Consider the following 22,976-nt stretch of genomic DNA (forward strand, 5'->3'; position numbering starts at 1 on the left):
GGAGATCAGCAGTTTCTAAGGCTCGGCGTCGAACACCGGTGTCATCGCCCTGATCGTGCAGGGCGTTGGATTGACGTGGCGGATCTTCACCCGCCCCTGCCCTTCCCAGCTATCGTCGATCGGCACCTCGACATTGCCGGTGAACAATTTCGCCACGCCGTCGGGTGCAACCACGGACGGGATGCGAACCTGCTCCCAGCGGCCGCGGATGAACGACTGGACCTGAAGCCCGGTTGTGTCGGTTTCCAGCAGCGAAAGAATGAGCTTGGCCACCTTCTTGCGCCGCCCGACGATCGATCCGTCGCGGCCGCCGACATCGAGCTCCAGCGTGTTGGCTTCGGACTGGTAGCCGAGCCCGACCTGCCATTTGGCTGCCGTAGCCCCACCGGGCAGCGAGACCGCGCCAGCGGCCACAGCAAGGCCCTTGTAGACCTTGCCATCGGCCAGGACGTCGGCTGTTTCGCCGTTGAGATGATCAAGCCCTGAGACCGTGCCCACAGCGACGCCACCATAGGTCAGGCCGCAGTCGACTTCGAATGCATCGCCGATCCCGCCATACTCGAACGGCGCGGTCTTTATTTCGATATAGCGCCTGGTCACGCCGCCGATCGTGCGCTTGACGATCAGCCAGAGATCGTCGTTGCCGTCCTGGCCGGGCGTCACCACGGCGCTTTCGACAACGGCCCAGCTCGATCCTGCGAAGCTTCCGGCGATCTGGTGGATGTGCATGCCGCGAACGTCCTGCGACGGCTGGTGCGTGTAGCCGCCGAGTTCGCCATCCCCGAGCGGGAACCAGAGCAGCGGATCGGGGTCGGTCTGGAAGGCGAGTTCGACGACGCCTCTCTTGGGAATGTGCTCCGATATTTGACCGACATCGTCGGAGGTGAAGCGGCCGGTGGCGTTTTGCTTCAGCTCGGCGATCGATTTGCGGGAGCGGGTGATATAGAGGAACGACTGCCCCGCATCGACAGGACGCAGCGGGGCACAACCGAAAGTCCGCGACCGGCGGTTCTTGAACGAGGACGGCGTCAGCGCCTCGTCGATGCCGGAGCCAGACAGCGCCCTCACCCCGCCAAGCGTTCCGATGATCAGCGCGCCGTCCGATTCCGCCACCCACGTAATGTCATTGGCCTGGCCGCCGCCGGCCTGCACGAATTCCAGCGCGTCGGTGTCTTTCTCGCCGGTGGCGAAGTTGTCGAAATCGCCGGTTTGCGAGGCATAGACCGAGAATTTGCGGCTGAACGCCAGGCGCTCCTCGTAAAGCGAACCGCTCTGCACGTACTTGCCGGGCACGAACGTGCCGAGACGCCAGCGGATGATCGGGCTGAGATCGGGCAGAGCGTGCCCGTACAACTGAACCGTGACCACCATGGTGCTGGTCCGGGCAACGACCTTGGCCCAGCGCCAGAAGCCATCCGCGCCAAGCAGACGAATGGCACGGCCGACATCGCTGGTCTGGAAGCCGATGCCGTCATTGATGCCGACGATCGAGGAGGCCGAAAGATCAAATGGCGTTTGCGACGGCGCGTATTCGTGCAGGGCCAGTTCGGCGATAGCGGTTCCGTCGCTGCCGCCACCTGAAAACAGCAGCTGATAATATTCGTAGGCAACCGTGTTGTTGAAGCCGTCGAAGAAGCGGGTTTCCGACTTGGACCAGCCGGTCTCTCCGTCCCGGCTGTCGAGCGTCGTCCAGTCGGTGCCGTTGTGCGAGGCCTGGAATTGCCACTGGGTCGGCGATGCAGTGTCTGAGTGATCATTCGTGGCGGTAATCCAGTAGGCGTCGACCGTCTTGGCCCCGCCGCCGCCGAACTGGTAGCGCAGATACCCGCTCGGAAAGCCCGCTATGTTCTCCCCCTTCTGCTTGTCGCCATCGAACACCTGCCACACGTCGGATGAGCCGTTGCTGTTGCTGACCGTGCCGCTTGGCAGCGTATTCGCGGCCATGACCGGCATGGCGTTGCCGGTTGCGGCCGGCGTTAGCGTCGTGGCCGTGGTGTTGATCTTGTCGTAAGGGCCGTCGAGAAAGACGAAATCGGCCAGCGTCCAGGTCGTGTGCGCGGTGCGCGTCAGCACTTTGACCGGATGATCCTTGTGGGTGATCCACATCTGGTCTGCCGACTGGACGAATTGCAGGTCGAACAGATCGGCCTCGAGATAAGGCGAAACGACTTCGACCGTGCCGACACGCGCGCCATAGGCGTAGACGCGGATGTAAAGATCGCCGAATTCGAGCGCATAGGCCTGATCAGCCGAGAAGATGAACGGGATCAGCCGTGTCGCCTTTGACGGAGCCTTCACCTGGGCGCAAAAATACGTGCCGCCGCGCTTCCTGATGCCGCCATGCGGCAGCGTGACGAAGTTCGTGCATTTCGACAGCGCCGCCCGGTAGAGCTCGAGCGAGGCGCGAGCATGCAAGCGGGGAGAAATCTCGCCGCGGATGAAAGCATCCTGGATCGGATAGAGCGTGGTCATCGGCCGACGCCCCGGCTGTCGCCGCGCTGGAAAGCCCAGGACGTCGTCGAAAATCTGCCGCCGCGCTGGATGGCATTGGCCGAGTAGGCGGCGTCCAGCGCCCTGTCATAGGCGCTGCGTGCGACGTCGATCATGCCGGACTTGTGGGTCAACGGATGCGCGATCTTGATGGCGAGCGCCGCCACCAGCACCTCGGTGAACAGCGCGTCCCAGTCGTTGGGGTCTGTCAGGTTGGCGACATAGCGGATGATGCGCGGCCCGGCCTGATCCGAATAGATCAGCCCGGCCTCCTGCCGCCATGAGAGCGGCACGCCATCCGGCTCGCCATTCCCTGTCAGCGGCAAGGGCCGCAGGCAATCGGCGGGAAGCTCATAGGCGAAGTTCAGCGTGCCAGCGCCGCCGCCGGTGTCGAAGCCGGCGACCGAGGCCGCCAGGATGGCGAAGACAAAGGCATGCTTGGTCAATTCGGCCTCGCGGGTCAGGTCGAAATGCAGATTGAGCAGGCGCGCCGCCTTGGCGTCCTGGTCGAGGCTTTCGATCGGCGCCTCGTCGAGCACGGCGAGCGCCATGTTGGCGATGTCGAGCGGGGTGATGGCCATGGCTCAGGCCTCTGTCTGTATGGTTGGTCGGAGAAAACGGGGCATGGTGCCTCCACGGCAAAAAGCCGCTTCGAAGCGGCTGGGGATTTTTTGTGATTTGTGGCTTGGGCAGAACGTTGCACGTCTCGTGCACGGGGGCCGTCACGACGCCACCCGCCCGTCATGAAACGGCGTGGCAGACGCTTCGTCAGCCGGCTTTTTCCCATTCGAGCAAGGAAGACGGCAATGCTTCGGCTATTGCAGTTTCACGACACCGCCGCGCAACGCGGCGATGTCTTGCCTGAATTGTGTCAGCCGACGTGTGCGCCGGTCGAGATCCCTGTTTCAGCTGACTTGGCAAAGACGCTTGCTTTCACCCTTCCGGCACCTCCCGCCAAAGCCAAGCCCCTGTCCAGGGCGTCCTGAAGACTTGGCGTGTAGTAGGCGGTGTCTTCCAGGCCGCTGAAGAAGTTTATGCGATGAACTTCCCCTTTCTTGCTCATGACAATGCCCGCTTTTCGGAGCACTTCCTGAACTGTTTTGTACTTCATGTTCATGGTGACCTCCCTTACCAAGACAAGGCAGCATCGCCCTTTCTTGTAACTGTTTGGTGCCGTCGATTGGCCAAAGGGCAACATGAATGTTGTAGCGAACGCCAAAATTCACATCACTCCGACGCAGCGCAGCGGGTGAACTTGGGATTCGCCGACCTGGTGTCCCGAAGGGGCGGGACGTCTGACGCCCGCCCCTTCGCCCGATCAGGCCTCGGTCGTCTTCAGCGCGATGAACGTCATGTGCTTGACGCTCGACGCCGTGCGGTCCCAGTTTGCCGCCAGTGCCAGCTCGGCATCGGTGGCGAATTCGCCGGCCGAGGACGCATCGAGGAAGCGGGTGCCCGGCACATGCGGCACGAAATGCCGGCGGCCGACCATTTCGGTGACACCACCGCCATGGCCCTGCCGCGGCTTGCGGTCGAACTCGAGCGGCCCGCCTTCGGTGTTGACCGGCAGCTCGTTCCAAAGGATCGCCTGGTCCTTGAACATGAACGCCGTGTAGACGCCGCCGGCAACCGGAATGTCGTCGTCGACGACGGCCCTGAGCCCCATGTAATAGGGGATCAGCGGCCCGCCCTGCTCGGACGACGGCACATAGTCGATGAGGTCGGCGAGCTTCAGCGCCTTCATCTGTTTCGAATGCATCCAGATCGTCTTGAACTTGTCGGCGCGGTCGCCCATCAGATAGGCGGCCTCGATGATGTCGGTGTCGACGATGGAGGCGCCGGTGACGAGCACCAGGTCACTGCCGTCATTGGCGATGTTGTCGGCCAGCACGCCTTTCAGTATGCCCAGCAGCGTCAGCTTGTTGGCGCGCTGCCAGTAGTCGGTCTGGCGGCGCACGATAAGCTTCTGCGGATCGTCGCCGGCAAGGATCGAGGTCAGATCCGGGATGCCCCAGGCCTGCGCACGCACATTGCGGGCCGCGACTTCGCGGCGCGCACCGATCTTCTTCATCTCGATCGAGTCGGCCGGGTCGTCATTGACCGGCTCGGACGGATCGTTGCCGAGGTCCTTCCAGCCGGGCATGTCGACGGAACGTCCGCCCAGGCTGAGCTTCGAGGCGATCGACGGGTCGGAAAACAGGATCCCGGCCTGGTAAATCTCCAGCGACTGGACGTGCTCCTCGAACGAGTATTGCGCATAGACGGACGGAACGATCGCGTCCGCGATACGGGTATAGGCGTCTGCCATTTTTGTCTTCCTTCAGGTTTGGGTTAAAGAGGATTGTTGGGCATCCACAGGTCGGGATTTTCGCCGGCCTCGCGTGCCAGCCGCCGGGCGCGGGCGGGGTCGCTTTTGACGAGCGCCGAGATGCCAGTCAGGTTGCGCTCGCCGGCGGCATTGCGCTTGAAGGGATTGCCTCCGCTCAAGGCAGCATTGCCGTCGATCGTGTCTTCGCGGAACATCGCCTCGCCGATGGCGTGGAACGCCTTGGCGATCTGCGGGTCGGTCAAGGCGCCGTCCGGCAGAAGGATACCCTTCGCCTTGTAGGCATTGACCAGTCCGAGCTTTTTCATCGCCCGGTTGGCGACCTCGAGCTTCTGGCGAAAGCCATCGCTGCCGGTCGGTCCCCAATCCCTGACGAGGTCGTCATGCGTCGTCTCGACCGAGCGGGCAAGGGCGATCTGCTGTGCCTTGGCCTGCTCGGCCATGTAGCCGACGAAGCGGTCGTGATAGGCCTGTGCGACCTTCGGGGTAGCACCTGCCTCGACCGCCCAGGCCTTGGACGCATTGGCGAGCTCGTCCGAATAGGCGAAGTTTTCGGGGAGCCCGTCGGGGCGCCGGTACTCGACCTTCTCGGGTGAGGTCAGCGGACGCATCGCCTCGGGCAGCCGGGCATGGAACCTGTCCCAGTCTTCCGCGGCTGCATCGGCTGCCGGAACGCGCAGGCTCTCGCCCTGCTGCCGCTCCAGCTCCGCATAGGAGGCGAAGACCCGATCGAGGCTTTCAGGCTTGGTCCAGCCCTTGGTTTCAGCAAGCTTGCGGTTGCCTTCGGAAAGACCGTCAAACCAACTTTTGGCCGCAGGCGGGGCGGACCCGTTGTCCCCGTTGGCCGGTGGCCGTGCAAGGTTGCCCGCCGGTGGCGCCGCCACCACGGACCCGGCGTCTGCCAGATCTGTCATGAGAAGATTCCTTTACTTAGGGTTCAATGAAAAGTGCCGGCTGGTTCAGCCGGGTTTAAAGCTTGCCAGTCCGGAGCTGCCGCGCGAAAAGAGGCAGCATGACCGGAGAGAACGAGGCCGCAGATTTCGCCTTCGACGGCTCGAACATGTTCGAGCCGCTCATGGCGGCCGATCCGTCGTTCCGTGGGCAATGGGACAGATTCCACGATGAATGGCGCGATGAGGCGGAAGAGCCGCTGTATCTTGCCTTGTCGGAGCTGGCTCTCCACCTGATTCACCATCTCGAAGCTGGAAAGACAGATCGCTTCAGCGACATTTTCGATGTCGTCGAGCGCTGGATCGTCGAAGGCAATCGCCACGTGCGGGAAGCCGCGATCGTCGGGCTGCTCGAAGATCTGCAGAACCCGAGCCTGCATCGCAGCACACACCCCGATCATTTCAAGCCATGGCTGCGGCCTCAGTCGGCTATCTGGTGGGCGAAACTCTACGCATTCTGGTCCGACGGAACGCCACTGGTCTAAGCCGGCCGGCCTCAGGCATTGTCGCCCCAGTTCTCCCAGAGCAGCGTGATCGTGCCCGTAACGGCAATCGTGCCGTCGGCATCGATGTCGGTGCCGATGGCAAACGCCAGGTTGAGATAGAGGTCGACCGGCGTCACGGTGCCGTCGAGCGTCTGCGCGGCGGCGACATCGGCAACCGACGCGCTCGACAGGGCGGCACCGGCGCCATCCAGCGTGCGGCCGGTCGCCGCCAGCACATTGATCATCGTCAAGGCGAGCGCTGGGGTCGACGCTGCCGTCGAGCCGAGCGCAGCGCGGCATTGTCGTTGATGGTCGAGGCGCGCGGCGTCAGCACGGCGAACTGCAGTCTTGCCGTACCGCCCTTGATCCGGATCTTGCCATCGATGAAATCGAACAGCTTCTGGCTGGCATAGGCCAGTGCATCGGTGACCGGCACCGGCATGGCATTGAAGGAGAAGACGGTGCGGTAGGCGCCGCCCTGTCCGGTCGTCCTGGCGGTGAGCCCCGCCTTGGGCGGGGCAAGGCCGGCTTCTCTGGCGGCGGCACGCGAAAGCGTCCGGGCAAGACCTCGGGTCATTTGATTTCTCCATTTTTGGGATTTTTCGGGGATTGAAAAAGGCAGCGATTGGACCGCCGCACGCAAACTGCGGCAAATCCTCATGGACATTTGGGCCAGCCGTGTGTATTTATACACAACATGAAGGGCGCCGATGTCATCCACAGGCTGTTGGCGGATGGCTGGTACGAAGTGGCTCGAAAAGGAAGTCACGCCCAGTTCAAGCACAAATCCAAGCCGGGCCGGGTGACAGTTCCGCATCCCAAGCGCGACATCCCGATCGGCACTCTCAAGAGTATTGAAAAACAATCCGGCGTGAAGCTGAGGTAGAGAAATGCGGAACTATATCGGATTGATCCACAAGCAAGCGGACAGCGACTTCGGCGTCTCCTTTCCCGATTTTCCGGGCCTGGTGACAGCCGGCGTCAACCTGGATGATGCCCGTGCCATGGCCGGGGAAGCACTGGCCTTTCATGTCGAGGGGCTGGTCGAGGATGGCGAGGCCATTCCCGAGCCGTCATCCCTGGAGGAAGTGATGTCGGACAAGGACAATCTGAGCGGTGTCGCCATCCTGGTTCCCTTGAAAGCTGAAGCTGCGAAGGTCGTGCGTGTCAACGTCACCATTCCGGAAGATGTCCTCGATCAGATTGACCGATATGCGGAGCGCCACGGCTACAGCCGATCCGGATTTCTGGCCGCTGCGGCGAAAAAGGTAATGCAGATCGAGGCAGCGTAGCGCTCTCTAAGGTCGACTGGAGATGAAGCTCTTTGGGTCTTGTTCGGTTACTTTCTTTGCGGATCAGGCCGTCAGACAAAAACAACCATGTCTTATTTCGTGAGGCACGGTGCCTATGTTCCGCCGCAAATGCGACCGTACTTGGCAAAATCGGCCCGTGTATTAGCTCATAGGTTTCAAGGGAGTACCAGACGATGACCATGTCCAGAGCCATTGCCGCCATGCTGGTGACTGCCGCATTGGCAGGCTGCGCGCAGACCGAAGCACAGCAGAGAACCAGCACCGGTGCGCTGCTCGGCGCCGGCGCCGGCGCGCTTGCCGGCCAGGCGATCGGCGGCAACACCAAGAGCACGGTCATCGGTGCCGGAGCTGGCGCCTTGCTGGGCGCCGTCGTCGGCAATGCCACCACGCCGCAGCCGCGCAGCGAACAGCTTTGCCGCTATCAGGATCGCACCAGCGGCCGCATCTACACCGCCCCCTGCGACGACCGGTACTACAACGGCGACTATTGAGCGTAGCCTCTTCTCCCCGTCACTATACGGGGAGAAGGTCCCGGTAGGGGGATGAGGGGCAGCGCAAACGTCTGAAATGCCGGCACCGCCCCTCACCTGCCTGCCGGCATCCTTGTAACTTGTTTCTTGCCGACTCTGCTATGAAGGCAGGTGCGGTGGCGGACGGGAGACCGGAGCATCTTTGGGTGATCGAGCCCGTGGGAGAGCAAGGGTCTTCGTCCGCCGTTCCATCGAACCCGAACAGTCGCCTGGGCCGCAAGCGAAGCCCGATTAGGCAAGGATGGGACAGGATGGAAATCATTGTTGGCATCGACGTTTCCAAGGATCGGCTCGACGTGCATGTTTTGCCGTCGGGCGAGGCGTTCTCGGTGGAGAATGACCACGCCGGGGTGGAGGATCTGGTTCGGCGGCTGGCAGCCCTTTCGCCGGCCGTTGTCGGATTGGAGTCGACAGGCAGCTTCGAGAGACTGGCGGTCGCCGCCTTGGCAGGCGCCGGCCTGGCGATTGTCGTGGTCAATCCGGCGCAGGTGCGCGCCTATGCCAATGCACTCGGCAAGCGGGCCAAGACCGACCCGATCGATGCCGCCGTCATTGCCGCTTTCATCGCTGCGACCAAGCCGCAATTGCGGCCATTGCGCGACGCCGAAACCGAGGCCCTGGCCGAGCTCGTCGCCCGCCGGCGTCAGATCGTGCAGATGATCGTGGCGGAGGAGAACCGTGCTCGCACGGTCATCGCGAAACAGGCGCAAAAGAGCATCCACCGGCTGCTCGTCGCGCTTCGGCGTGAGCTGGCAAGCCTCGATGCGGGCATGGACGATCATATCCGCAAGTCCCCAGTCTGGCGGGTCAACGAAAAGCTGCTTTCCTCCGTGCCGGGTGTCGGTCCTGTCGTTGCCCGCAGCCTGATCGCCGAAATGCCGGAACTGGGCAGCCTCGACTGCCGCCAGATCGCCGCGCTCGCCGGCCTTGCGCCATGGACGAGGCAGTCCGGAAAATGGCGTGGCAAGAGCTTCATTGGCGGTGGCAGGAGCCACGTGCGCGCCGCCCTCTTCATGGCCGCCCTCGTCGCCATCAGGCACAACCCCGTGCTCAAGGCTTTCCGCGACCGCCTGGTCGAGGCCGGCAAGCCGAAGATCGTCGCCGTCGTCGCCACAATGCGCAAGCTTCTCACCATTCTCAACGCTATCGTCCGGGATCAAAAACCGTGGCAAACAACTTGACAGCCAAGACAGTCGCTCTCCCGTAGAACGGCAGGGCAATCGCATTTGGATTCTTACGAAGATGGACCCCCACCCTAACCCTCCCCACAAGGGGGAGGGAACGCTGCCGCCCGCCCTTACTTCCCCTTTTGGCGCCGAAAGGCAGGCAATTTGCCGAGGTCAGCGCCAACGAAAGTCTCCCTCCCCCTTGTGGGGAGGGGCTAGGGGTGGGGGTCCGTCGTAGAGCGAAAGCCTCGGCTTTCCATCTGCGATAGCCCTGCGTAGAACGGGGAGAGGGGCGCAGTTTCGGCGTCGGCGCACTCTCACCTTACTCGATTGTTTTAATCCTTACCCTCAGAGCAGTTCGACGCTATTGTCTCTTACCAAAGGGGGGCGACGATGCGATTTTTGATGACCTCACTGCTGGTTGTTTGTTCGGTTTCCGCACACGCCAGACAGGCTGTCAGTGTTGAGCGGATCGGCGATTGCCTGGTCTTGCCGGTGGCCGCTGTCGACAATCACGTCAAAGCCACTTACGAGGTGACATTGGACAAGGCCGGCAAGGTCAAGTCGGTTACCGTTGTATCGTATGATCCGCGTTCAGAGGCGGCGGCGGAAGCGGCCCAGCAACTTACGAAATCGATCCAGAGGTGTTGGCCGCCGGGTGTCAAAACCAGCCCGATGCGACTCACCGTAGATCTGAGCAAATAGGGCAGCTTCATCGTCCTACCTCCCCTCCAGTCTCGCCGCCTTCTCCAGTGCCGCCAGTTGCGCCTCGTCCAGCATCAAAAACCCCATAATATGCTGCACCACTTCGGCCCGCGCATTGCTCAGCGCGCTGTGCAGCTCGAAGCCGTTCGGCGTTTTCGTCTTGGCCAGCCACTCGCCATAGGACGGGCGGCGGTAATAACCGGTTGCGGCCGCCAGGTCGGCCAGCACCATTTCGCCGTCCTGGCCTGAGAACACTCTGAGATAGGCCTTGGCCAGGGCATCCTGCGCCTTGGCCGGGCCGCCGGCCTGGCTGGAATGGGCGAAGCGTTTGCCGCTCATGCGCCCTGCCCGCCCGAAGCATCTTGCGCAGCCTGCGGCATCAGCCCGCCGAGCCCGTCGAGCAGGCCGCTGTCGCGCGCCTGCACTGCCGCCGGCACGGCATCCCTGGCGACCTTGCCGGCGGCAGCCATCGCCGCCATGCCGGCCTGTTCAGCTTGAGCCTTGGCTCTGGCATCGCGAATGCCCGCCACCTCGTCCTGGCGGCGAAAGATGCGCTGCGGACTGCGGCCGGCGCCCTGCACGATCTTCAGCGCCTCGTCGCCGTCGATATTGTCCATCACGCCGGGATCGAACTGCGCCATCTGCATGGCGGTGGTGACAACCTGGATGGTGTCGCGTGCCTCGGCCGAACGGCGCAGCACGTCGAGCGGACCGGTGAAGGTCGGCCGCAGCGCCTTGCCGGCGAGGCTCGCCGGCGGCAGGAAGCGGCTGTCTTCCTCGTAAAGTCCCTTGTCCTCGAGAATGCCCAGCTCGCGGTCGAGATTGGCGGCAAAGCCGGCCTGGATGATCGAGCCGGACGGCCCGAGCAGCGCGCCCTTCTCCTCCTGTCGGATCAAGGCTTCGGTCGCCGTCATCTGCGGGTTCTGCACCAGCGTCTGGAACAGGTTGACGAACATCATGTCACGGATCTCCTCGGCCCGGCTGTCGGCGTAATTGAAGGCATAGGTCGGGTTCTGGCCGGTGGCGATCGGCGCGATCAGCGGCCGGCCGGCATCGTCGATCAGGCCCGGATAGTTCTCGCCGGGATTGAGCACCGGCACGTAATCGAGCCGCGCTTTGGAGGCGGTCGCCGGATCGGTGATCTGCTGCAAGGCACGCAGGCCGGAGCGCCGCACGGCGTTCTCTTCGCGCACCGTGGTCAGTGCCTCGATAGTCGGCGAGATGCCGTAGGGATCGCCCTCGTAGCGGCGCCAGTTGAAGCACGACACCGGGAACGAGCGAAAACCGCTTTCCCTGACGATCGCCTCCTCGTCCTCGATCACGTGATAGGAAGCGAACGCCGTATCGAGATACTGGTAGGAGCCGCTCAGACTGTACATCTTGCGCTCGTCGCGCGGCTGGATGCACTGGATCAGCGAGATTTTCGTCTCGCATTTGGCGGGGTCGTCGACCAGCATCTTGATCCGCGCCGGCAGTCTGTCGTAGCCGAGCAGTTGCGCCGCCTGTCTTGCGGTGCGCTCGTAGCGGCGGTGGAAAATGTCGACCTGGCCCCAACGGTTGCGCGAGAGATAGCCCTCGACCACCGGGATAGAGGCATAGCGGATCAGCGTGCCGCCAAAGCCCTCCTCGGCATAGAGATAGGCCGGACCGTAGCGCACGACATTGCGCAGGCAGGCCTGCGTCGCTGGCACGAAATTCGAGTTGGCGGAATAGCGCAGCGCAAACAGGAAATCGCGCAGCGCTTCCGCCCATTCCTTTTCCTCGTCGGTCTCCTCGTCATTCATTGCTGCCGTCGACAGCCCATGCCATTTCTCCGACTGCGGAATGATCAGGCTTTCCAGCCCGGCGGCCAGCCGGTTGGCGGCCGAGTTGATGGTGTTGGCGTAGACGCGCGCACCGCGCCGCTCCTGCCGCTCGGCCTGCGAATCCAAGCCCGCCTTTCGGCGGCCGCTCCACATATCGGGCGCATCGGGATCGCAGAATTCGGACACCGCCTCCCAGACATGCTCGTACTGGCTGCGTTCGCTCTCCAGTTCAGCCTGTCGCGACAGAATATCGCGAGCACGGGAATCGCTCATGGTCAGCCTCGCTTCATGGATAAATGGGAAAAGAAAGAATGGCGGCACGCCGAAGCTGCCGATCTCCCCACTTGAGGGGGAGATGTCCGGCAGGACAGAGGGGGTCGTCTCGCGTGGATCGGCGACCCCCTCTGTCGCCTTCGGCGACATCTCCCCCTCAAGGGCAGGGCAATCGCATTTGGATTCTTACGAAGATGGATCCCCACCCTAACCCTCCCCACAAGGGGGAGGGAACGCTGCCGCCCGCCCTTACTTCCCCTTTTGGCGCCGAAAGGCAGGCAATTTGCCGAGGTCAGCGCCAACGAAAGTCTCCCTCCCCCTTGTGGGGAGGGGCTAGGGGTGGGGGTCCGTCGTAGAGCGAAAGCCTCGGCTTTCCATCTGCGATAGCCCTGCCCTCAAGGGGGGAGATCGGCAGCGCCTTATTGCGCCGGCGTCGTCTCCAGCGCGGCTTTGCGCCCAAAGCGCTGCACCACGAAACGGCCCATCTTCTGGCCGGGCACTTCGATCAGCGTGTAGGTGATCCAGGACAGCAGGCACACCACCGGCAAGACGACGACAACAACGACCGCGAAGCGCAACGGCGCCGACAGCTCGTGGCCGAACTGGGTGATGACCAGAGCCGCCACCGGCTGGAGAACCAGCAGATGGATCAAATAGATGCTGAAGGAAAGCTCACCCATCAAATGAAAGAACCTGTTGGCGAGCGTCATGGCGATCTTTCTGGCCACGATGCCCATCGTTCCCGGCAGCATCCGGTAGAGAACCAGGGCAAAGAACCCCAGGACGAGCGCTTCCCGCATCAACAGCTTGCTCAGCCCATAGCCGCCGCCGAAGGGCAGCGCCGCCAGCAGCATGGCCAGTGCCAGATGCACGAAAGGCCGCTTCTGCCTTTGATGGACGACGCCCGCCAGCAGCATCCCGCACAGGAAAATCTGCATCTTCAACGGCAGGAACGACGGCATCGGAAAGTGGACCGACAATTGTCCCATCAAGAACACGATCGCGCTGCCGATCGCCGCGACCAGCATGGCCGCCCATAGCCAGTCAAGCCTGCGCACCAGCAGCATGATGGCCGGAAACAGTGCGTAGAACTGCATCTCCAGCCCGAGGCTCCAGTCGGGCAGCGGCGTGCGATAGGCGAAATTCGGCACCAGGCCGAACAGGAACAGCAGATGGGCGCCGATATTCTTGAGGCCGCTGTCGAGATAACGCTCGGGCGCCTGCGGCGACCTCAGCAGGAACTCGTCGATGACCATTCTCGACCCGTAGAGAGAGGGGCCAAGCGCCAGGGCAACGAACAGCATGACGTAGAACAGCGGCGCTATCCTGAAATAGCGGCGGGTCCAGAATTTCAGCCAGGTTTCCGGCCTTTGCCAGGGCTCCCTGTCCTGGCGCAGCTGGTAGTGGAACACCATCAGGAAGCCGGACAGCATGATGAACAGATCGACGCCGAGGTCCGGTTCGCCGAGAATAGGAATCTGCCAGCCGGTCAACAACAGGCAGTGCCCGACGAGCACCCAGATCGCGGCGAGCGCCCGAAGCCCGTCCAGGCACTCGATGCGCGATGACCGGGCTTCTGTCATGCCGAACTCCTCGATTGCCATGTTGCAATGCAGCATGGCGGCTGAGGGAGGAATGTCAACCGTGCGGACGGAACACGATTTGCGCAGGGTTGTTACGGAAAACGCGGAACACCGCAGGGCAATTGTAGAGGCATGCACTTGAACACCCCCCTCTGTCCTGCCGGACATCTCCCCCTCAAGTGGGGAGTGGGGAGATTGGCTGTCATCACGGTCTTCGCCAATTTTCGAGGGTGCAGAAAGGGCGCAGTCCTCCAAGCTGCCAATCTCCCCACTTGAGGGGGAGATGTCCGGCAGGACAGAGGGGGGCGCGAAGGATCGCGGCTTACGCGATCCCGGCAGGCAAGCTCCCGTCTATCTCTTCTTCACCAACCGCGTGTGCCGGCGCCAGTACCACCACGCCAGCACCCGGTTGCGGAACACTCTTCTCATGGCACCCATGTCACACCCCCAGCAGCACGCGGCGCTGGCCGGTGAGCTCACTGGGCGACAAATCGGTCTTCACCGTTCCGGCGGTGCCGTCATTGGCCGCAAGCTGGGCCCGCAAGGCGGCTTCGCGCGCCTGTACGTCCTTGTCGGCAATGGTCGGTGTCGGCGGCAACGGCTTCAGCGCCGGCGGCTTTTGAAAAAGGCACATAGTTTTCTCCAAAGTGAGAGGCTCTTGTCCAGTCGTAGAGCAGAAAATCCTCGCCGTTCCTGCCATAGCCCGGCAGGCGGCAGCGTTGCGTCGCGCCGAGCCGGCCTAGCCAGCGCAGCGCCAAATCATTGGCGGCCAAGGCGCGGGCCTCGACACGCCAGGCGCCGCGCGCCGCAACTTCAGGCCCGAGCACGGCATGAAAGAATTCCGTAATCCCAGGCACGCAGCGCCTCATGCGGCGCGTGCCCCAGCTCCAGGCGATCCAAAGTCCGCTGCGCTGTTCGGCAGCGCCGAAGCCGGCCTCCGGATTGCCGTCGAGCTCGGCGACATAGGCAAACCCCTGCAGCGCCGTCAGCGCCAGCAGCGCCGGCGACCAGTCGTCGAACTGGCAGTCGATCTCGGCCCGGTCCTCGGGCCGGAGGTTGGCAGCGATGTAGGAGAGGTCGCGCAAAGTGGCGGGAATGATGCGGAGGATCATGTTGGGTCACTTTCCGGCACGCTGCGAAGCGGAGAGCCCTAGGGAAACGAGGCGCCAAGCTAGATTGACTCTCTTTGCCGTCTGGATTTCCTTGGCCTGTGACTTGTGGATGTACCTATGGGAACAAGCGCATGACTTGTAGTAACTGCGCGCCGATCGAGGAGACCCGTACGATCTTTAGCACCGGTCGTCTCGCGGCGGCGATCACGATGGCCAAAGAGGCCATACGCGACGGTATTCTGCAGGAAGTACCGGGTGGTCCTATGTCGAGTGTCATCCCGCTTTCGGATCTCAACCCGGATGGACCATGGGACGATCTGCTTCGTTACCGCTTTCGCTGCACGACCTGCGCACAGGTTTTCTTGCTCTCCGCAGAGACCTATCATGGCAGCGGCGGCGAATGGGCTAAGGAGCCCGGCTAAGCTTTTCGGCGCTTCGTCCTATGCGTCCGCCGCGAATCTCAGTCCTGGCGTATCTTCGCGGACATCCGGCTGTCGATCTCGGTCAGCTTGGCGAGAATGCCTTCCTGCGCCTGCACCATCGCCTGTTGAACGCGGATCAGCTTGAAGGTGAGCCAGATCGTTACCCAAAGGCTTGCTGCGAGATAAATCAGCATCGGCATCCAGGAGATGAATATCCCGAGCAGCGAGTTTTCCGATTCCATATTGCCCCCTTAATATGATGTTGCGGCTACATCGTCGTTTTGCCGCCGGGCGTGCATAAACGCAAGCATCGTCACCGAAACGCCCCCAGCGGATCGGCTTGCCCGCCTTCCGCCGCGCGGCCTTGAACAGCGCCGGGTCGACCTGCGCTTCCCTCAGCATCATCACGCCGTAGCGTGTCGCCGCCATCAAATCGTCACGCAGCTTCACCACCTGGCCGCCCCTGCGGTGATAGAGCCGGAACTCCTCGAACCACGGCAAAAGCGTCGAGAAAACCTTGAAGCGGCCTGATTGCATGCGGCCGAGCATCGGCCTCGACCGATACCGAACCGTCGGCGAACTGCGCGCGGGTGGTAAGCCACTGCTGCGCTTGCAGGTCCCGCCAACGGAATAATCTCGCAGCGACTAAACCCTGCCTCTTTGCACCACTCGGTGAACTGGGCGCCGGTGAAGTCAAACGCCTCGCCAAATTCGATCAGCATGTTCAGCGACATCATGAGACCGAAGCCGTTTTGCCTGCGTTCATCGTCGATGATGTTCTCGATGGCGACCAACGCGCCGCCGGTCGGCAATGCACGATAGGCCTTGGCGATCAGCATTTTCTTGTTCTCGAGATTCCAGTCGTGAAGGATCATTCCCATCGTGATGATGTCCGCCTTGGGGAATTCGTCCGCGAAGAAGTCGATCGTCTCGGCGATGACCCGGCCGCCGAGATTGCGCTCCCTCAAGCGCCGTTCGGCGATCGGCTGCACATCGGCGAGATCGCACGTCCGGCATTGCATGTGCGGATGCCGCGCCGCGACGATGGCCGAAAGCTGCCCGGTTGCGCCGCCTATATCGGCCAGCGTCTTATATTTGGAAAAGTCGAATTTCTCGGCAAACGCCGTGAAATTGCCCATGGAGATGCCGCTCATCGCGTCCATGAACTGCTCCAGGCGCGCCGGGTCCGCATAGAGCTCGCCGAACATCGACTTGCCTGTCTCCTTGATCTCGTTTTGAGGCTTTCCGGTTTGCAATGCCGGTGTGAGATCGCCCCAGAACCGATACAGTCGTGCGTTCGCCATCTCAAGGATTCCACCGATGTATTGGGGGCTCCGCTTGACCAGGAACAGCGCGGTCGATGGCGTATTGCCGTATTTGCCGGTTTCGCCGGCGCCGTCCCTCTGCAGCAATCCGAGCGCGACGAGGGTGTCGAGAAAATCATACGTTGCGCGCGGATGCAGCCCCATCGCGCCTTGCAGTTCGAGGCCCGTTTTGGGGCCGTCCGCAAGCAGCGAGAAGAGTCCCAGTTCCACGGCGCTCAACAATGTCTTGGCTGGCCAGAACCCAAAGCCAATTTGCAGTATGTGGTCTGGAGAAATTCCGTTTTGCATCTGATCCTCCCCTATCGGCGAATGCCCCCGTGAGGCCACGCCGATGCGTCCCTTGAGCGGGATCATTCGATGCTACACCACGTCCACGGACGTTCACTACAGTTTTCCAATCGGAGCCGGAGCGCATTGCCTCCCTCCCCGATTTTCCTCACCGAAACGCCCCCAGCGGATCGGCCTGCCCGGCCTTTCGCCGCGCGGCCTTGAACACCGCCGGGTCGACTGCCGCCTCCCTCAGCATCATCACGCCGTAGCGTGTCGCCGCCATCAAATCGTCGCGCAGCTTCACCACCTGGCCGTCCCTGCGGTGGTAGAGCCGGAATTCCTCGAACCAGGGCAAAAGCGTCGAGAACACCTTGAAGCGGCCTGATTGCATGCGGTCCAGCATGTCCATCAGCCCGGCCTCGACCGATACGGAACCGTCGGCGAACTGCGCATGGCTGGCGAGCATGTTCAGCCCATGCGCTGAATACTGCCTGGCAAGTGCGGTGCCGGCACCCTCCAGCGTCTCGCGGCGGCCGTCGCGCGGCCATGCCCATGGCAGCCAATCGCCCCACGGTTTCAGCGTCAGCGCCTGCATGGCGGGAGTCTGCTGCGAGGCACGGCAGGCTTTCGTGACATAGACCACATCGGCCTCCGTATCCCAGGCGAGCTCGACCGCCGCCGAGGGATGGTCCCAGCCGAAATCGAGCGCGCCGAGCCTTGGCCAGTAGCGCGGCAGCGGGAACGGCTCGCAGGCGATCAGTTCCTCGGCCACCGGAAAGATGCGGCCGGAGCCGAGCACCGGAATGCCTTTTGCCCTGGCTTCCCGCTCATGCGCCGGATAGGCGGCAATGATCTCGGCGCGCTGCTGCGGCGTATAGTGCTCGGCATCGTCGATGGTCATGAAGGTGACGTGACGGGTCATTGTTTTTCACCCTCGCGGCATTGAATCGTGGTGGCAGGCACTAGACGTATGGTGTTGTTTGACAAAGAACTTTCCGATGGCAGGACAGAGGGGGGCGCGAAGGAACGCGAGTTGTACGAGTTCGCAGCACTGTCACCCCTTGCCCATTCCTCCCACCTCCCCCGCCGACAAGAACAACAACACCACATCGCTCATGCCGAGCAGCGGCGTGAAGGTGACGATGGTGATGCCGCCGGTGGCGTTGGTGCGGGTCAGCCCTTCGGAATAGATGTCGAGCGGCGGCTCCTCGTCGAACCAGACGCCGTGCAGCGTTTCGCCCTGCCATTTCTCGCGACCCTTCTCGTAGCTCTTGAACGACAGCACCGATTCGTCGGCCTGGACGTCGCCGCCGCCGCCCCAGCGCACCACGACGCTGTCGAGCGCGCCCGGCGCCCGTCCCGCCATCGTGCTGACGATGGCGTCGGCCGGGATCATGCCGGTGCCGGCCGCCTGCTGCTGCGGCGGGCCGATCAGGATGCGCTGCGGGTTGTCGCGCGTGCTTTCGCCGGTGACGCCGGCCGCCCACATCCGAACCGGACAATCGAAAACCTTGCCTTGCCACCAATCTGGATAGCGGCCGGTGAGGTGCATCGCCCATTCGGCGCCGCCGGCCCTGGTCTTGCCGAGCTGGTTGCCGGCCATGAACAGGCGCTCGCGATTGGTCGCGCCGGCTGCATGGAACTCGGCCTGCCTGGGATAGGGCCGATAGGCGGCAAGCTGGTTAGTGCGGCGCCTGCGGTCCAGCTCCGCCAGCAGGCTGAGATATTCCGTCCTTGCCGCCCGGCTGTGCGAGGCCTTTTGCGAAGCCCGGCTTCTCGAGGAACGGCCTAAGGACGGCTTCGAGGCCGCGGATGCGCTGCCTGATTTCGTCATCGCTCAATGCATCCAGATTGTTGATGTTGACACTAATATCCTTGGGCAGCACCGACAGCACGAGCTTCAGGTACTGGTCGGGCTTTTCGGCGCGCACCTCGGCGATAACGCCGGCGCCATGGGCGCGAAAATCGGCGCGGATCGCTTCGAGAAAGCCGTCGGCCAGCGTCTTCTTCGCCCGCTTGGTTCGGCTGCCGGGTGCTTGATCGTGCGGCTGCGAATCGCCGGTGGAAGGAGCTTCGGCCATGCCCTACTCCGCCGTCCCAGCGGAGACCGCCGGCTTCTTGTTGCCTGGCCGCACGATGCGCTTGCGCGGCCTGGCCTTCTTGCCGGCGCGTGCCGACTTCGGCTTCCGCGGCTGGCTTGCCGGTTTCGCATCAGTCGTCGTGCCGGGCTTCATCGCACCGGCGTCGGGCAAGGCATTCAGCCTTGCCCTGAGAATTGCCACCGCCTTGCCGTCGAGTGCTCCCGACGGGAAGCCAAAGCCGCCGACCGCATCGACGGTGCCGCCGCGCACCATGCCGATCCGCACGCCGGCGGCCACCTGCTCGAAGCGGCCATGGCGTGCATAGGGTGCGGTGCCGGCGAACTCGCCAATGGCGCTGACGACCTCGCGGCCGTCATCGTCGGTGATGATGGTGGCATAACGGTTGGACATGGGGTGTTCTCTGAAGTGGGCGCACGGGCGCGTTGGGAAATCTATGGACGATAGGTGGTTGCGGACCGGGATAGTCGGTCGCGTTCATTTGCGCCGACATACCTCGGCAGCACACGCAACATTCGGTCGAACAGGAGCCCGAAATGAAAAACCCGCCTCGGCGGGCGGGTCGTTGGAGCCAATTGGCACCATACCCAGATTAGTAGCACAGCTGCCGGCACAAAGCAAGAACAAAATGTGGCGCGGTGGAAGAAAATGCACTGACGACCTCGCACCCTCGTCGGTGAACGGCTGGAAGGAGGGGCGAAAAAGGCGGGCATTGCGTGAGACTTGCGTTGATGGGATGGTGGTTGCGCTTGAGGGGAACGCTTTATGGGCAATGTCACCAGTCACTACGGCAGCGACGGCATCGTCGATCGCATATTGGCCGCGATCCCGGACGCCGACCCGGCCGGAAAACTCGCGGCCGCGCAACTCTATCCATTCGATCAGCTCCATGGCCGCGAACTGATCGCCACGCGGGAGCATGCGGCCCGTCTTGCTCCTTCGCCGACAGATCGGATCCTGGATATCGGCAGCGGCATTGGCGGGCCGGCAAGGTTTCTGGCCTCGACCTATGGCTGCCAGGTCGACGGCATCGACCTGACATCAGCCTTTGTCGCCGCGTCGAGCCGACTGACCGCACTCAGCGGACTGGCAGACAAGGTTCGCTTCCATCAGGCCGACGCGACGAAACTGCCTTTTGGCGACAGCACCTTCGATGCGGCGATCTGCTTCTATGTCGGCATGAACATCGAGAACAAGGCCGCGGTCATCGACGAGGCCTGGCGCGTGCTGAAACCGCGAGGCAGGCTGATCTGGACCGAAGCCGTGCTCGCCGGCGGCGAGCCCTACTATCCCATGCCCTGGGCGGTTTCTGCGGCGACCAGCCACCTCGCCGATCGGGAAAAATTGAAAACCCTGTTTGTCGATATCGGATTTCGCATCGACGAAATCGTCGACGAAACCGGCGAACATGTTGAGCTGGCGCTGAAGAGGGCCAATTCCGGCATCGTGCCCTCGCCGGCGCAGCAGCAGGCAAATGAAGTCGTCATGGGCGCGGAATTCCTGCAGCGCCGCCGCAACTACATCCGAAGCCTGAGTGACGGAAAACTCGCCTCGCTCGCCGTGATCGTCTCCAAACCGGCCTGAAACAAAAAACCCGCCTCGGCGGGCGGGTCGTTGGAGGCAATTAGCACCATACCCAAATTAGTAGCATAGCTGCCGGCACAAAGCAAGAACAAAATGTGGCACGGCGGCAGAAAAATGCGAATTCCGTTCAGCGCCTCACCTTGTCCGCCTCCCGATTGACCTTCCAAGAAGACCGCTAGGCTGCATTCCTTCGCGCCCCTCTCTGTCCTGCCGGACATCTCCCCCACTTGGGGGGAGATCGGCTTTCGCGCCGGCTTTCGCCAATCTCCAACGTTGCAGGAAGAGCGCAGCGCCGAAACCGCCAATCTCCCCACTTGAGGGGGAGATGGCCGGCAGGCCAGAGGGGGGTACTGTCCCGGGTGCTGTCCCGCCGACTTCACAGCCGGCAACACAAGCAACGTTCGATCGAAAAGAAGCCTGAAAACAAAAACCCGCCTCGGCGGGCGGGTCGTTGGGGCCAATTGGCACCATACCCAAATTAGTAGCATAGCTGCCGGCACAAAGCAAGAACAAAATGTGGCGCGGCGACAAAAAATCCGAATTCTCTTCGGCGCCTCGCGTTGCCCGCCAGCCACTTTGTGGGCGCGAACGCAGCGTCGGCAATTGGCGGTTCCTCCATTTGCCGGGCATCTCACCGGCCGACGAGCAGCCGCAACCGCGGATCAGAACAGGCATTCGCGCGTTTGAACCCCAGCCAATGGGAGCGAAAGCCATGAACGTCGCCAATCTGCAACTCGAAGGCCTGCTGATGGCCATCGCATCGATCAATCAGGTCCTGGTCCGCAAGGGCGTGCTCTCCGTCGAGGAGATAGACATCGCATTGCGCAAGGCCGAAGCCAGCGAGACCAACGAGGAAAGGTCCGAAGGCATGTCGGCGTCGAGCCGCGACGCCGTCAACTTCCCGATCCGACTGCTGGAGTTGGCCAATCAGTGTCAGCCGGAGACGGACATGCCGTCCTTCTCGAAACTGGCGCGCATGGTCGGTCAGATCAAGGAACCTTACAACGACCAGATGTGACGCGGCGATCATAACTGACGCCGCGACAACGGCTTGCCGCGGCGGGGTGGCAAGACTGCTGGCGGCGCCTGCTAGCGGCCCTGCAGGATCTTGATCAACTTGCTGCTGTCGGCCCCCGGCGAGGAAAGCCTGCGATAGTCCGCGTAAGTCAGCCTGCCATTAGCAACGGCATTAAAGAGCCGGTTACAAAAGGCGCTGTCGTATTTTGCGACACTGACATTCATGATTGCTGCGTAAGTCTTTCTTTCGTTGAGCGGCGTGGACCTCTCGCGTGCAATGCATTCGTTGATCGCCACGCGCTTGGTGACAGGGCTGCCTTCAAGCGTGGTATGCATCGTGTTGAATTCGCCTTCGGTCAAGGTAGTGCAGCCGGCAAGCAGAGACGCGCCGATCATGGCGGCAGCAAAACGCGTGGCGATGTTCATGAATTCCCCCTCAAGACCCGCGTCTTGCTTAGCCCGCCGAATGTTGGAAGTACAGAGGGGAATGCAGGCGCATCTACAAAAAGCATAAACCTCGAACGCTCGTACTTTAGCTGTCGCTTTTATTGTGCGCGACCTGCGGATGGCCGGGATGACGGTACCCGGCCGCTCTCGATCGTCACGACGATGCTGGTGCGGATCGTGCTGCCGATCTGGCCCTGGTTGCGATCATGGACCCGACCGCCATTGTCGCAGCCACCCTTCTGAGCGCCTTTACGAGAACGCCGGATCCGAGGTTGGGGATCATCCCCTGCCAAGCCTCAGCGCCAGGACCCTGCCCGGCCCGTGCACGGCGGCGAACAGCAGCCCGGCCAGGAAGGTGAAGTGATCGACGAAGAAGCCGAACTCGGCCTGGTTGCCGGCCCAGTGCGACGGCCCGTGGAAGGCGAAGCCAAGGAACAGCACATAGGCAGCGGCGACGAGTGCTGCCCATGAGAAGAAGGCGCCGGTCAGGAAGCATAGAACGAGGACGACCTCGAGCAGGGCTGCGCACCAGGCCAGGAACAGCGGGAACGGAAACCCGGCCGCCGCGATATAGCCGGCGGTGGCGCCGATATCGATGAATTTGAAGATCACGGCCATCAGGAAGACGGCGGCGAAGATCAGCCGGCCGATGAGGATTGCCGCGGTCTGCCACGGCGACTGAACGGTTGATTGAGCGGTTTCCAAGGTCATGATGTCCTCCCAAGAGTTACGATGATTGTGCCCCAAGGACGCACCACCAGCCGCAAGCCCGACATCATCCCCCGAAAAACCTGCAGGATACAAGCGCGTAGCGAGAAGGCCTCGCAAGACCAGGGTTCCTCGCCCCCATTCATGGGGGAGAGGTGGCGCGGCGAAGCCGCGACGGAGAGGCGCCGGCAAAGAAAAGGCCCCTCTCCGGCCGCGGAGCCTGTCCTCGGGCTTGCCGAAGGCAAGACCCGTGGGCGGCCACCTCTCCCCCCGCTTCGCGCCTAGGCGATTCACACATTTCGAAGCGCCCATCCATGGGCGATGGACAGGAAGTGCTGCAATCCGTGTCGGAAGGTGATGGGTCCT

General features: G+C 62.7%; 26 protein-coding genes and 2 pseudogenes. 9 read left to right on the forward strand and 19 right to left on the reverse strand.

Annotation, left to right across the window (positions count from 1 at the left end; all coding sequences use genetic code 11):
- Positions 1–15: 15 nt before the first annotated feature.
- The 5 genes from NKJ28_RS31115 to NKJ28_RS31135 all read right to left on the reverse strand — a co-directional run bounded on the left by NKJ28_RS31115 (position 16) and on the right by NKJ28_RS31135 (position 5,730).
- On the reverse strand, positions 16–2,472 hold the full coding sequence (locus tag NKJ28_RS31115) for a phage tail protein (RefSeq protein ID WP_352638326.1): 2,457 nt from the start codon (positions 2,470–2,472) through the stop codon (positions 16–18).
- Positions 2,469–3,071, reverse strand: coding sequence for a phage connector family protein (locus tag NKJ28_RS31120; RefSeq protein ID WP_352638328.1), 603 nt, complete (start codon positions 3,069–3,071; stop codon positions 2,469–2,471). Before NKJ28_RS31120 ends, NKJ28_RS31115 begins: the two co-directional genes overlap by 4 nt.
- Before the next feature lie 290 nt (positions 3,072–3,361).
- Entirely contained in the window at positions 3,362–3,607 is a 246-nt protein-coding gene (locus tag NKJ28_RS31125; protein ID WP_031211513.1) for a hypothetical protein, read from the reverse strand.
- Between the two features lie 201 nt (positions 3,608–3,808).
- A complete protein-coding gene (locus NKJ28_RS31130; RefSeq protein ID WP_352638330.1) occupies positions 3,809–4,798 on the reverse strand; it encodes a Coat protein in 990 nt (329 codons plus the stop codon).
- A gap of 23 nt (positions 4,799–4,821) precedes the next feature.
- On the reverse strand, positions 4,822–5,730 hold the full coding sequence (locus NKJ28_RS31135; RefSeq protein WP_352472070.1) for a hypothetical protein: 909 nt from the start codon (positions 5,728–5,730) through the stop codon (positions 4,822–4,824).
- 98 nt (positions 5,731–5,828) lie between these two features.
- Between NKJ28_RS31135 and NKJ28_RS31140 the strand changes: the two genes are divergently transcribed.
- On the forward strand, positions 5,829–6,251 hold the full coding sequence (locus NKJ28_RS31140; RefSeq protein ID WP_352472071.1) for a DUF7674 family protein: 423 nt from the start codon (positions 5,829–5,831) through the stop codon (positions 6,249–6,251).
- 11 nt (positions 6,252–6,262) lie between these two features.
- Here NKJ28_RS31140 and NKJ28_RS31145 read toward each other — a convergent pair whose 3' ends face one another.
- Together NKJ28_RS31145 and NKJ28_RS31150 are read right to left on the reverse strand one after the other, a co-directional pair.
- Entirely contained in the window at positions 6,263–6,502 is a 240-nt protein-coding gene (locus tag NKJ28_RS31145; protein ID WP_352638332.1) for a hypothetical protein, read from the reverse strand.
- Complete coding sequence (locus NKJ28_RS31150; RefSeq protein ID WP_352638334.1) at positions 6,499–6,828, reverse strand: hypothetical protein; 330 nt, start codon at positions 6,826–6,828, stop codon at positions 6,499–6,501. The genes NKJ28_RS31145 and NKJ28_RS31150 overlap by 4 nt, the downstream gene beginning before the upstream one ends.
- A gap of 120 nt (positions 6,829–6,948) precedes the next feature.
- Between NKJ28_RS31150 and NKJ28_RS31155 the strand changes: the two genes are divergently transcribed.
- The 5 genes from NKJ28_RS31155 (at position 6,949) to NKJ28_RS31175 (ending at position 9,965) form a co-directional block, all read left to right on the forward strand.
- Positions 6,949–7,137: a type II toxin-antitoxin system HicA family toxin gene (locus NKJ28_RS31155; protein WP_352638347.1), complete on the forward strand. Its 189-nt coding sequence runs from the start codon at positions 6,949–6,951 to the stop codon at positions 7,135–7,137.
- Between the two features lie 4 nt (positions 7,138–7,141).
- On the forward strand, positions 7,142–7,543 hold the full coding sequence (locus NKJ28_RS31160) for a type II toxin-antitoxin system HicB family antitoxin (protein ID WP_352541138.1): 402 nt from the start codon (positions 7,142–7,144) through the stop codon (positions 7,541–7,543).
- A gap of 194 nt (positions 7,544–7,737) precedes the next feature.
- Positions 7,738–8,055 (forward strand): YMGG-like glycine zipper-containing protein, encoded by a 318-nt coding sequence (locus tag NKJ28_RS31165; protein ID WP_352453776.1) that lies wholly within the window; start codon positions 7,738–7,740, stop codon positions 8,053–8,055.
- Between the two features lie 290 nt (positions 8,056–8,345).
- The gene (locus NKJ28_RS31170; protein WP_352638335.1) at positions 8,346–9,275 is read left to right on the forward strand and encodes an IS110 family RNA-guided transposase; all 930 of its coding nucleotides are present in this window, start codon (positions 8,346–8,348) and stop codon (positions 9,273–9,275) included.
- A 390-nt stretch (positions 9,276–9,665) separates the two neighbouring features.
- Positions 9,666–9,965, forward strand: a complete 300-nt coding sequence (locus NKJ28_RS31175) for a hypothetical protein (RefSeq protein WP_352638336.1) — start codon at positions 9,666–9,668, stop codon at positions 9,963–9,965.
- 15 nt (positions 9,966–9,980) lie between these two features.
- Here NKJ28_RS31175 and NKJ28_RS31180 read toward each other — a convergent pair whose 3' ends face one another.
- The 4 genes from NKJ28_RS31180 to NKJ28_RS31195 form a co-directional block, all read right to left on the reverse strand.
- Complete coding sequence (locus NKJ28_RS31180; RefSeq protein ID WP_352638337.1) at positions 9,981–10,304, reverse strand: Bbp19 family protein; 324 nt, start codon at positions 10,302–10,304, stop codon at positions 9,981–9,983.
- Positions 10,301–12,193, reverse strand: coding sequence for a portal protein (locus tag NKJ28_RS31185; protein WP_352638338.1), 1,893 nt, complete (start codon positions 12,191–12,193; stop codon positions 10,301–10,303). The genes NKJ28_RS31180 and NKJ28_RS31185 overlap by 4 nt, the downstream gene beginning before the upstream one ends.
- 269 nt (positions 12,194–12,462) lie before the next feature.
- Complete coding sequence (locus NKJ28_RS31190) at positions 12,463–13,626, reverse strand: acyltransferase family protein (RefSeq protein ID WP_352638339.1); 1,164 nt, start codon at positions 13,624–13,626, stop codon at positions 12,463–12,465.
- A 518-nt stretch (positions 13,627–14,144) separates the two neighbouring features.
- A complete protein-coding gene (locus NKJ28_RS31195; protein ID WP_352638340.1) occupies positions 14,145–14,738 on the reverse strand; it encodes a hypothetical protein in 594 nt (197 codons plus the stop codon).
- Positions 14,739–14,869: 131 nt separating this feature from the next.
- On the opposite strand from NKJ28_RS31195, the gene NKJ28_RS31200 reads away from it, so the two are divergent.
- Entirely contained in the window at positions 14,870–15,160 is a 291-nt protein-coding gene (locus tag NKJ28_RS31200) for a hypothetical protein (RefSeq protein ID WP_352501187.1), read from the forward strand.
- 38 nt (positions 15,161–15,198) lie between these two features.
- Here the strand turns inward: NKJ28_RS31200 and NKJ28_RS31205 are convergent, their stop codons facing one another.
- The 6 genes and pseudogenes from NKJ28_RS31205 to NKJ28_RS31235 all read right to left on the reverse strand — a co-directional run bounded on the left by NKJ28_RS31205 (position 15,199) and on the right by NKJ28_RS31235 (position 19,247).
- Positions 15,199–15,402, reverse strand: a complete 204-nt coding sequence (locus tag NKJ28_RS31205) for a hypothetical protein (protein WP_023675723.1) — start codon at positions 15,400–15,402, stop codon at positions 15,199–15,201.
- A gap of 204 nt (positions 15,403–15,606) precedes the next feature.
- Positions 15,607–16,839: a methyltransferase gene (locus tag NKJ28_RS31215; RefSeq protein WP_502902243.1), complete on the reverse strand. Its 1,233-nt coding sequence runs from the start codon at positions 16,837–16,839 to the stop codon at positions 15,607–15,609.
- A gap of 82 nt (positions 16,840–16,921) precedes the next feature.
- A pseudogene (locus NKJ28_RS31220) lies at positions 16,922–17,685 on the reverse strand (phage terminase large subunit family protein); the annotation flags it as partial.
- A 156-nt stretch (positions 17,686–17,841) separates the two neighbouring features.
- Positions 17,842–18,472, reverse strand: a pseudogene (locus NKJ28_RS31225) (terminase large subunit domain-containing protein); the annotation flags it as partial.
- Entirely contained in the window at positions 18,438–18,836 is a 399-nt protein-coding gene (locus NKJ28_RS31230; protein ID WP_352638342.1) for a hypothetical protein, read from the reverse strand. The gene NKJ28_RS31230 and the pseudogene NKJ28_RS31225, both read right to left, overlap by 35 nt.
- Positions 18,837–18,839: 3 nt before the next feature.
- Positions 18,840–19,247, reverse strand: coding sequence for a hypothetical protein (locus tag NKJ28_RS31235; protein ID WP_023675716.1), 408 nt, complete (start codon positions 19,245–19,247; stop codon positions 18,840–18,842).
- Positions 19,248–19,619: 372 nt separating this feature from the next.
- On the opposite strand from NKJ28_RS31235, the gene NKJ28_RS31240 reads away from it, so the two are divergent.
- Entirely contained in the window at positions 19,620–20,438 is an 819-nt protein-coding gene (locus tag NKJ28_RS31240) for a class I SAM-dependent methyltransferase (RefSeq protein WP_352638343.1), read from the forward strand.
- 712 nt (positions 20,439–21,150) lie between these two features.
- Positions 21,151–21,456, forward strand: a complete 306-nt coding sequence (locus tag NKJ28_RS31245) for a hypothetical protein (RefSeq protein ID WP_023675713.1) — start codon at positions 21,151–21,153, stop codon at positions 21,454–21,456.
- A 71-nt stretch (positions 21,457–21,527) separates the two neighbouring features.
- Here NKJ28_RS31245 and NKJ28_RS31250 read toward each other — a convergent pair whose 3' ends face one another.
- Both NKJ28_RS31250 and NKJ28_RS31255 read right to left on the reverse strand, forming a co-directional pair.
- Positions 21,528–21,881, reverse strand: coding sequence for a hypothetical protein (locus NKJ28_RS31250; protein ID WP_352638345.1), 354 nt, complete (start codon positions 21,879–21,881; stop codon positions 21,528–21,530).
- 300 nt (positions 21,882–22,181) lie between these two features.
- Positions 22,182–22,613, reverse strand: a complete 432-nt coding sequence (locus NKJ28_RS31255; protein ID WP_352638346.1) for a DoxX family protein — start codon at positions 22,611–22,613, stop codon at positions 22,182–22,184.
- Between the last annotated feature and the right edge of the window lie 363 nt (positions 22,614–22,976).

The organism is Mesorhizobium sp. M0145 (assembly GCF_040322355.1).
Taxonomy (GTDB): domain Bacteria; phylum Pseudomonadota; class Alphaproteobacteria; order Rhizobiales; family Rhizobiaceae; genus Mesorhizobium.

Coding starts and splice junctions, on each gene's coding strand:
- NKJ28_RS31115 (WP_352638326.1), bottom strand. CDS start 2,472: ATGACCACGCTCTATCCGATCCAGGATGCTTTCATCCGCGGCGAGATT.
- NKJ28_RS31120 (WP_352638328.1), bottom strand. CDS start 3,071: ATGGCCATCACCCCGCTCGACATCGCCAACATGGCGCTCGCCGTGCTC.
- NKJ28_RS31125 (WP_031211513.1), bottom strand. CDS start 3,607: ATGAACATGAAGTACAAAACAGTTCAGGAAGTGCTCCGAAAAGCGGGC.
- NKJ28_RS31130 (WP_352638330.1), bottom strand. CDS start 4,798: ATGGCAGACGCCTATACCCGTATCGCGGACGCGATCGTTCCGTCCGTC.
- NKJ28_RS31135 (WP_352472070.1), bottom strand. CDS start 5,730: ATGACAGATCTGGCAGACGCCGGGTCCGTGGTGGCGGCGCCACCGGCG.
- NKJ28_RS31140 (WP_352472071.1), top strand. CDS start 5,829: ATGACCGGAGAGAACGAGGCCGCAGATTTCGCCTTCGACGGCTCGAAC.
- NKJ28_RS31150 (WP_352638334.1), bottom strand. CDS start 6,828: ATGACCCGAGGTCTTGCCCGGACGCTTTCGCGTGCCGCCGCCAGAGAA.
- NKJ28_RS31155 (WP_352638347.1), top strand. CDS start 6,949: ATGAAGGGCGCCGATGTCATCCACAGGCTGTTGGCGGATGGCTGGTAC.
- NKJ28_RS31160 (WP_352541138.1), top strand. CDS start 7,142: ATGCGGAACTATATCGGATTGATCCACAAGCAAGCGGACAGCGACTTC.
- NKJ28_RS31165 (WP_352453776.1), top strand. CDS start 7,738: ATGACCATGTCCAGAGCCATTGCCGCCATGCTGGTGACTGCCGCATTG.
- NKJ28_RS31170 (WP_352638335.1), top strand. CDS start 8,346: ATGGAAATCATTGTTGGCATCGACGTTTCCAAGGATCGGCTCGACGTG.
- NKJ28_RS31175 (WP_352638336.1), top strand. CDS start 9,666: ATGACCTCACTGCTGGTTGTTTGTTCGGTTTCCGCACACGCCAGACAG.
- NKJ28_RS31180 (WP_352638337.1), bottom strand. CDS start 10,304: ATGAGCGGCAAACGCTTCGCCCATTCCAGCCAGGCCGGCGGCCCGGCC.
- NKJ28_RS31185 (WP_352638338.1), bottom strand. CDS start 12,193: ATGTCGCCGAAGGCGACAGAGGGGGTCGCCGATCCACGCGAGACGACC.
- NKJ28_RS31190 (WP_352638339.1), bottom strand. CDS start 13,626: ATGACAGAAGCCCGGTCATCGCGCATCGAGTGCCTGGACGGGCTTCGG.
- NKJ28_RS31195 (WP_352638340.1), bottom strand. CDS start 14,738: ATGATCCTCCGCATCATTCCCGCCACTTTGCGCGACCTCTCCTACATC.
- NKJ28_RS31200 (WP_352501187.1), top strand. CDS start 14,870: ATGACTTGTAGTAACTGCGCGCCGATCGAGGAGACCCGTACGATCTTT.
- NKJ28_RS31205 (WP_023675723.1), bottom strand. CDS start 15,402: ATGGAATCGGAAAACTCGCTGCTCGGGATATTCATCTCCTGGATGCCG.
- NKJ28_RS31215 (WP_502902243.1), bottom strand. CDS start 16,839: ATGATCCCGCTCAAGGGACGCATCGGCGTGGCCTCACGGGGGCATTCG.
- NKJ28_RS31230 (WP_352638342.1), bottom strand. CDS start 18,836: ATGGCCGAAGCTCCTTCCACCGGCGATTCGCAGCCGCACGATCAAGCA.
- NKJ28_RS31235 (WP_023675716.1), bottom strand. CDS start 19,247: ATGTCCAACCGTTATGCCACCATCATCACCGACGATGACGGCCGCGAG.
- NKJ28_RS31240 (WP_352638343.1), top strand. CDS start 19,620: ATGGGCAATGTCACCAGTCACTACGGCAGCGACGGCATCGTCGATCGC.
- NKJ28_RS31245 (WP_023675713.1), top strand. CDS start 21,151: ATGAACGTCGCCAATCTGCAACTCGAAGGCCTGCTGATGGCCATCGCA.
- NKJ28_RS31250 (WP_352638345.1), bottom strand. CDS start 21,881: ATGAACATCGCCACGCGTTTTGCTGCCGCCATGATCGGCGCGTCTCTG.
- NKJ28_RS31255 (WP_352638346.1), bottom strand. CDS start 22,613: ATGACCTTGGAAACCGCTCAATCAACCGTTCAGTCGCCGTGGCAGACC.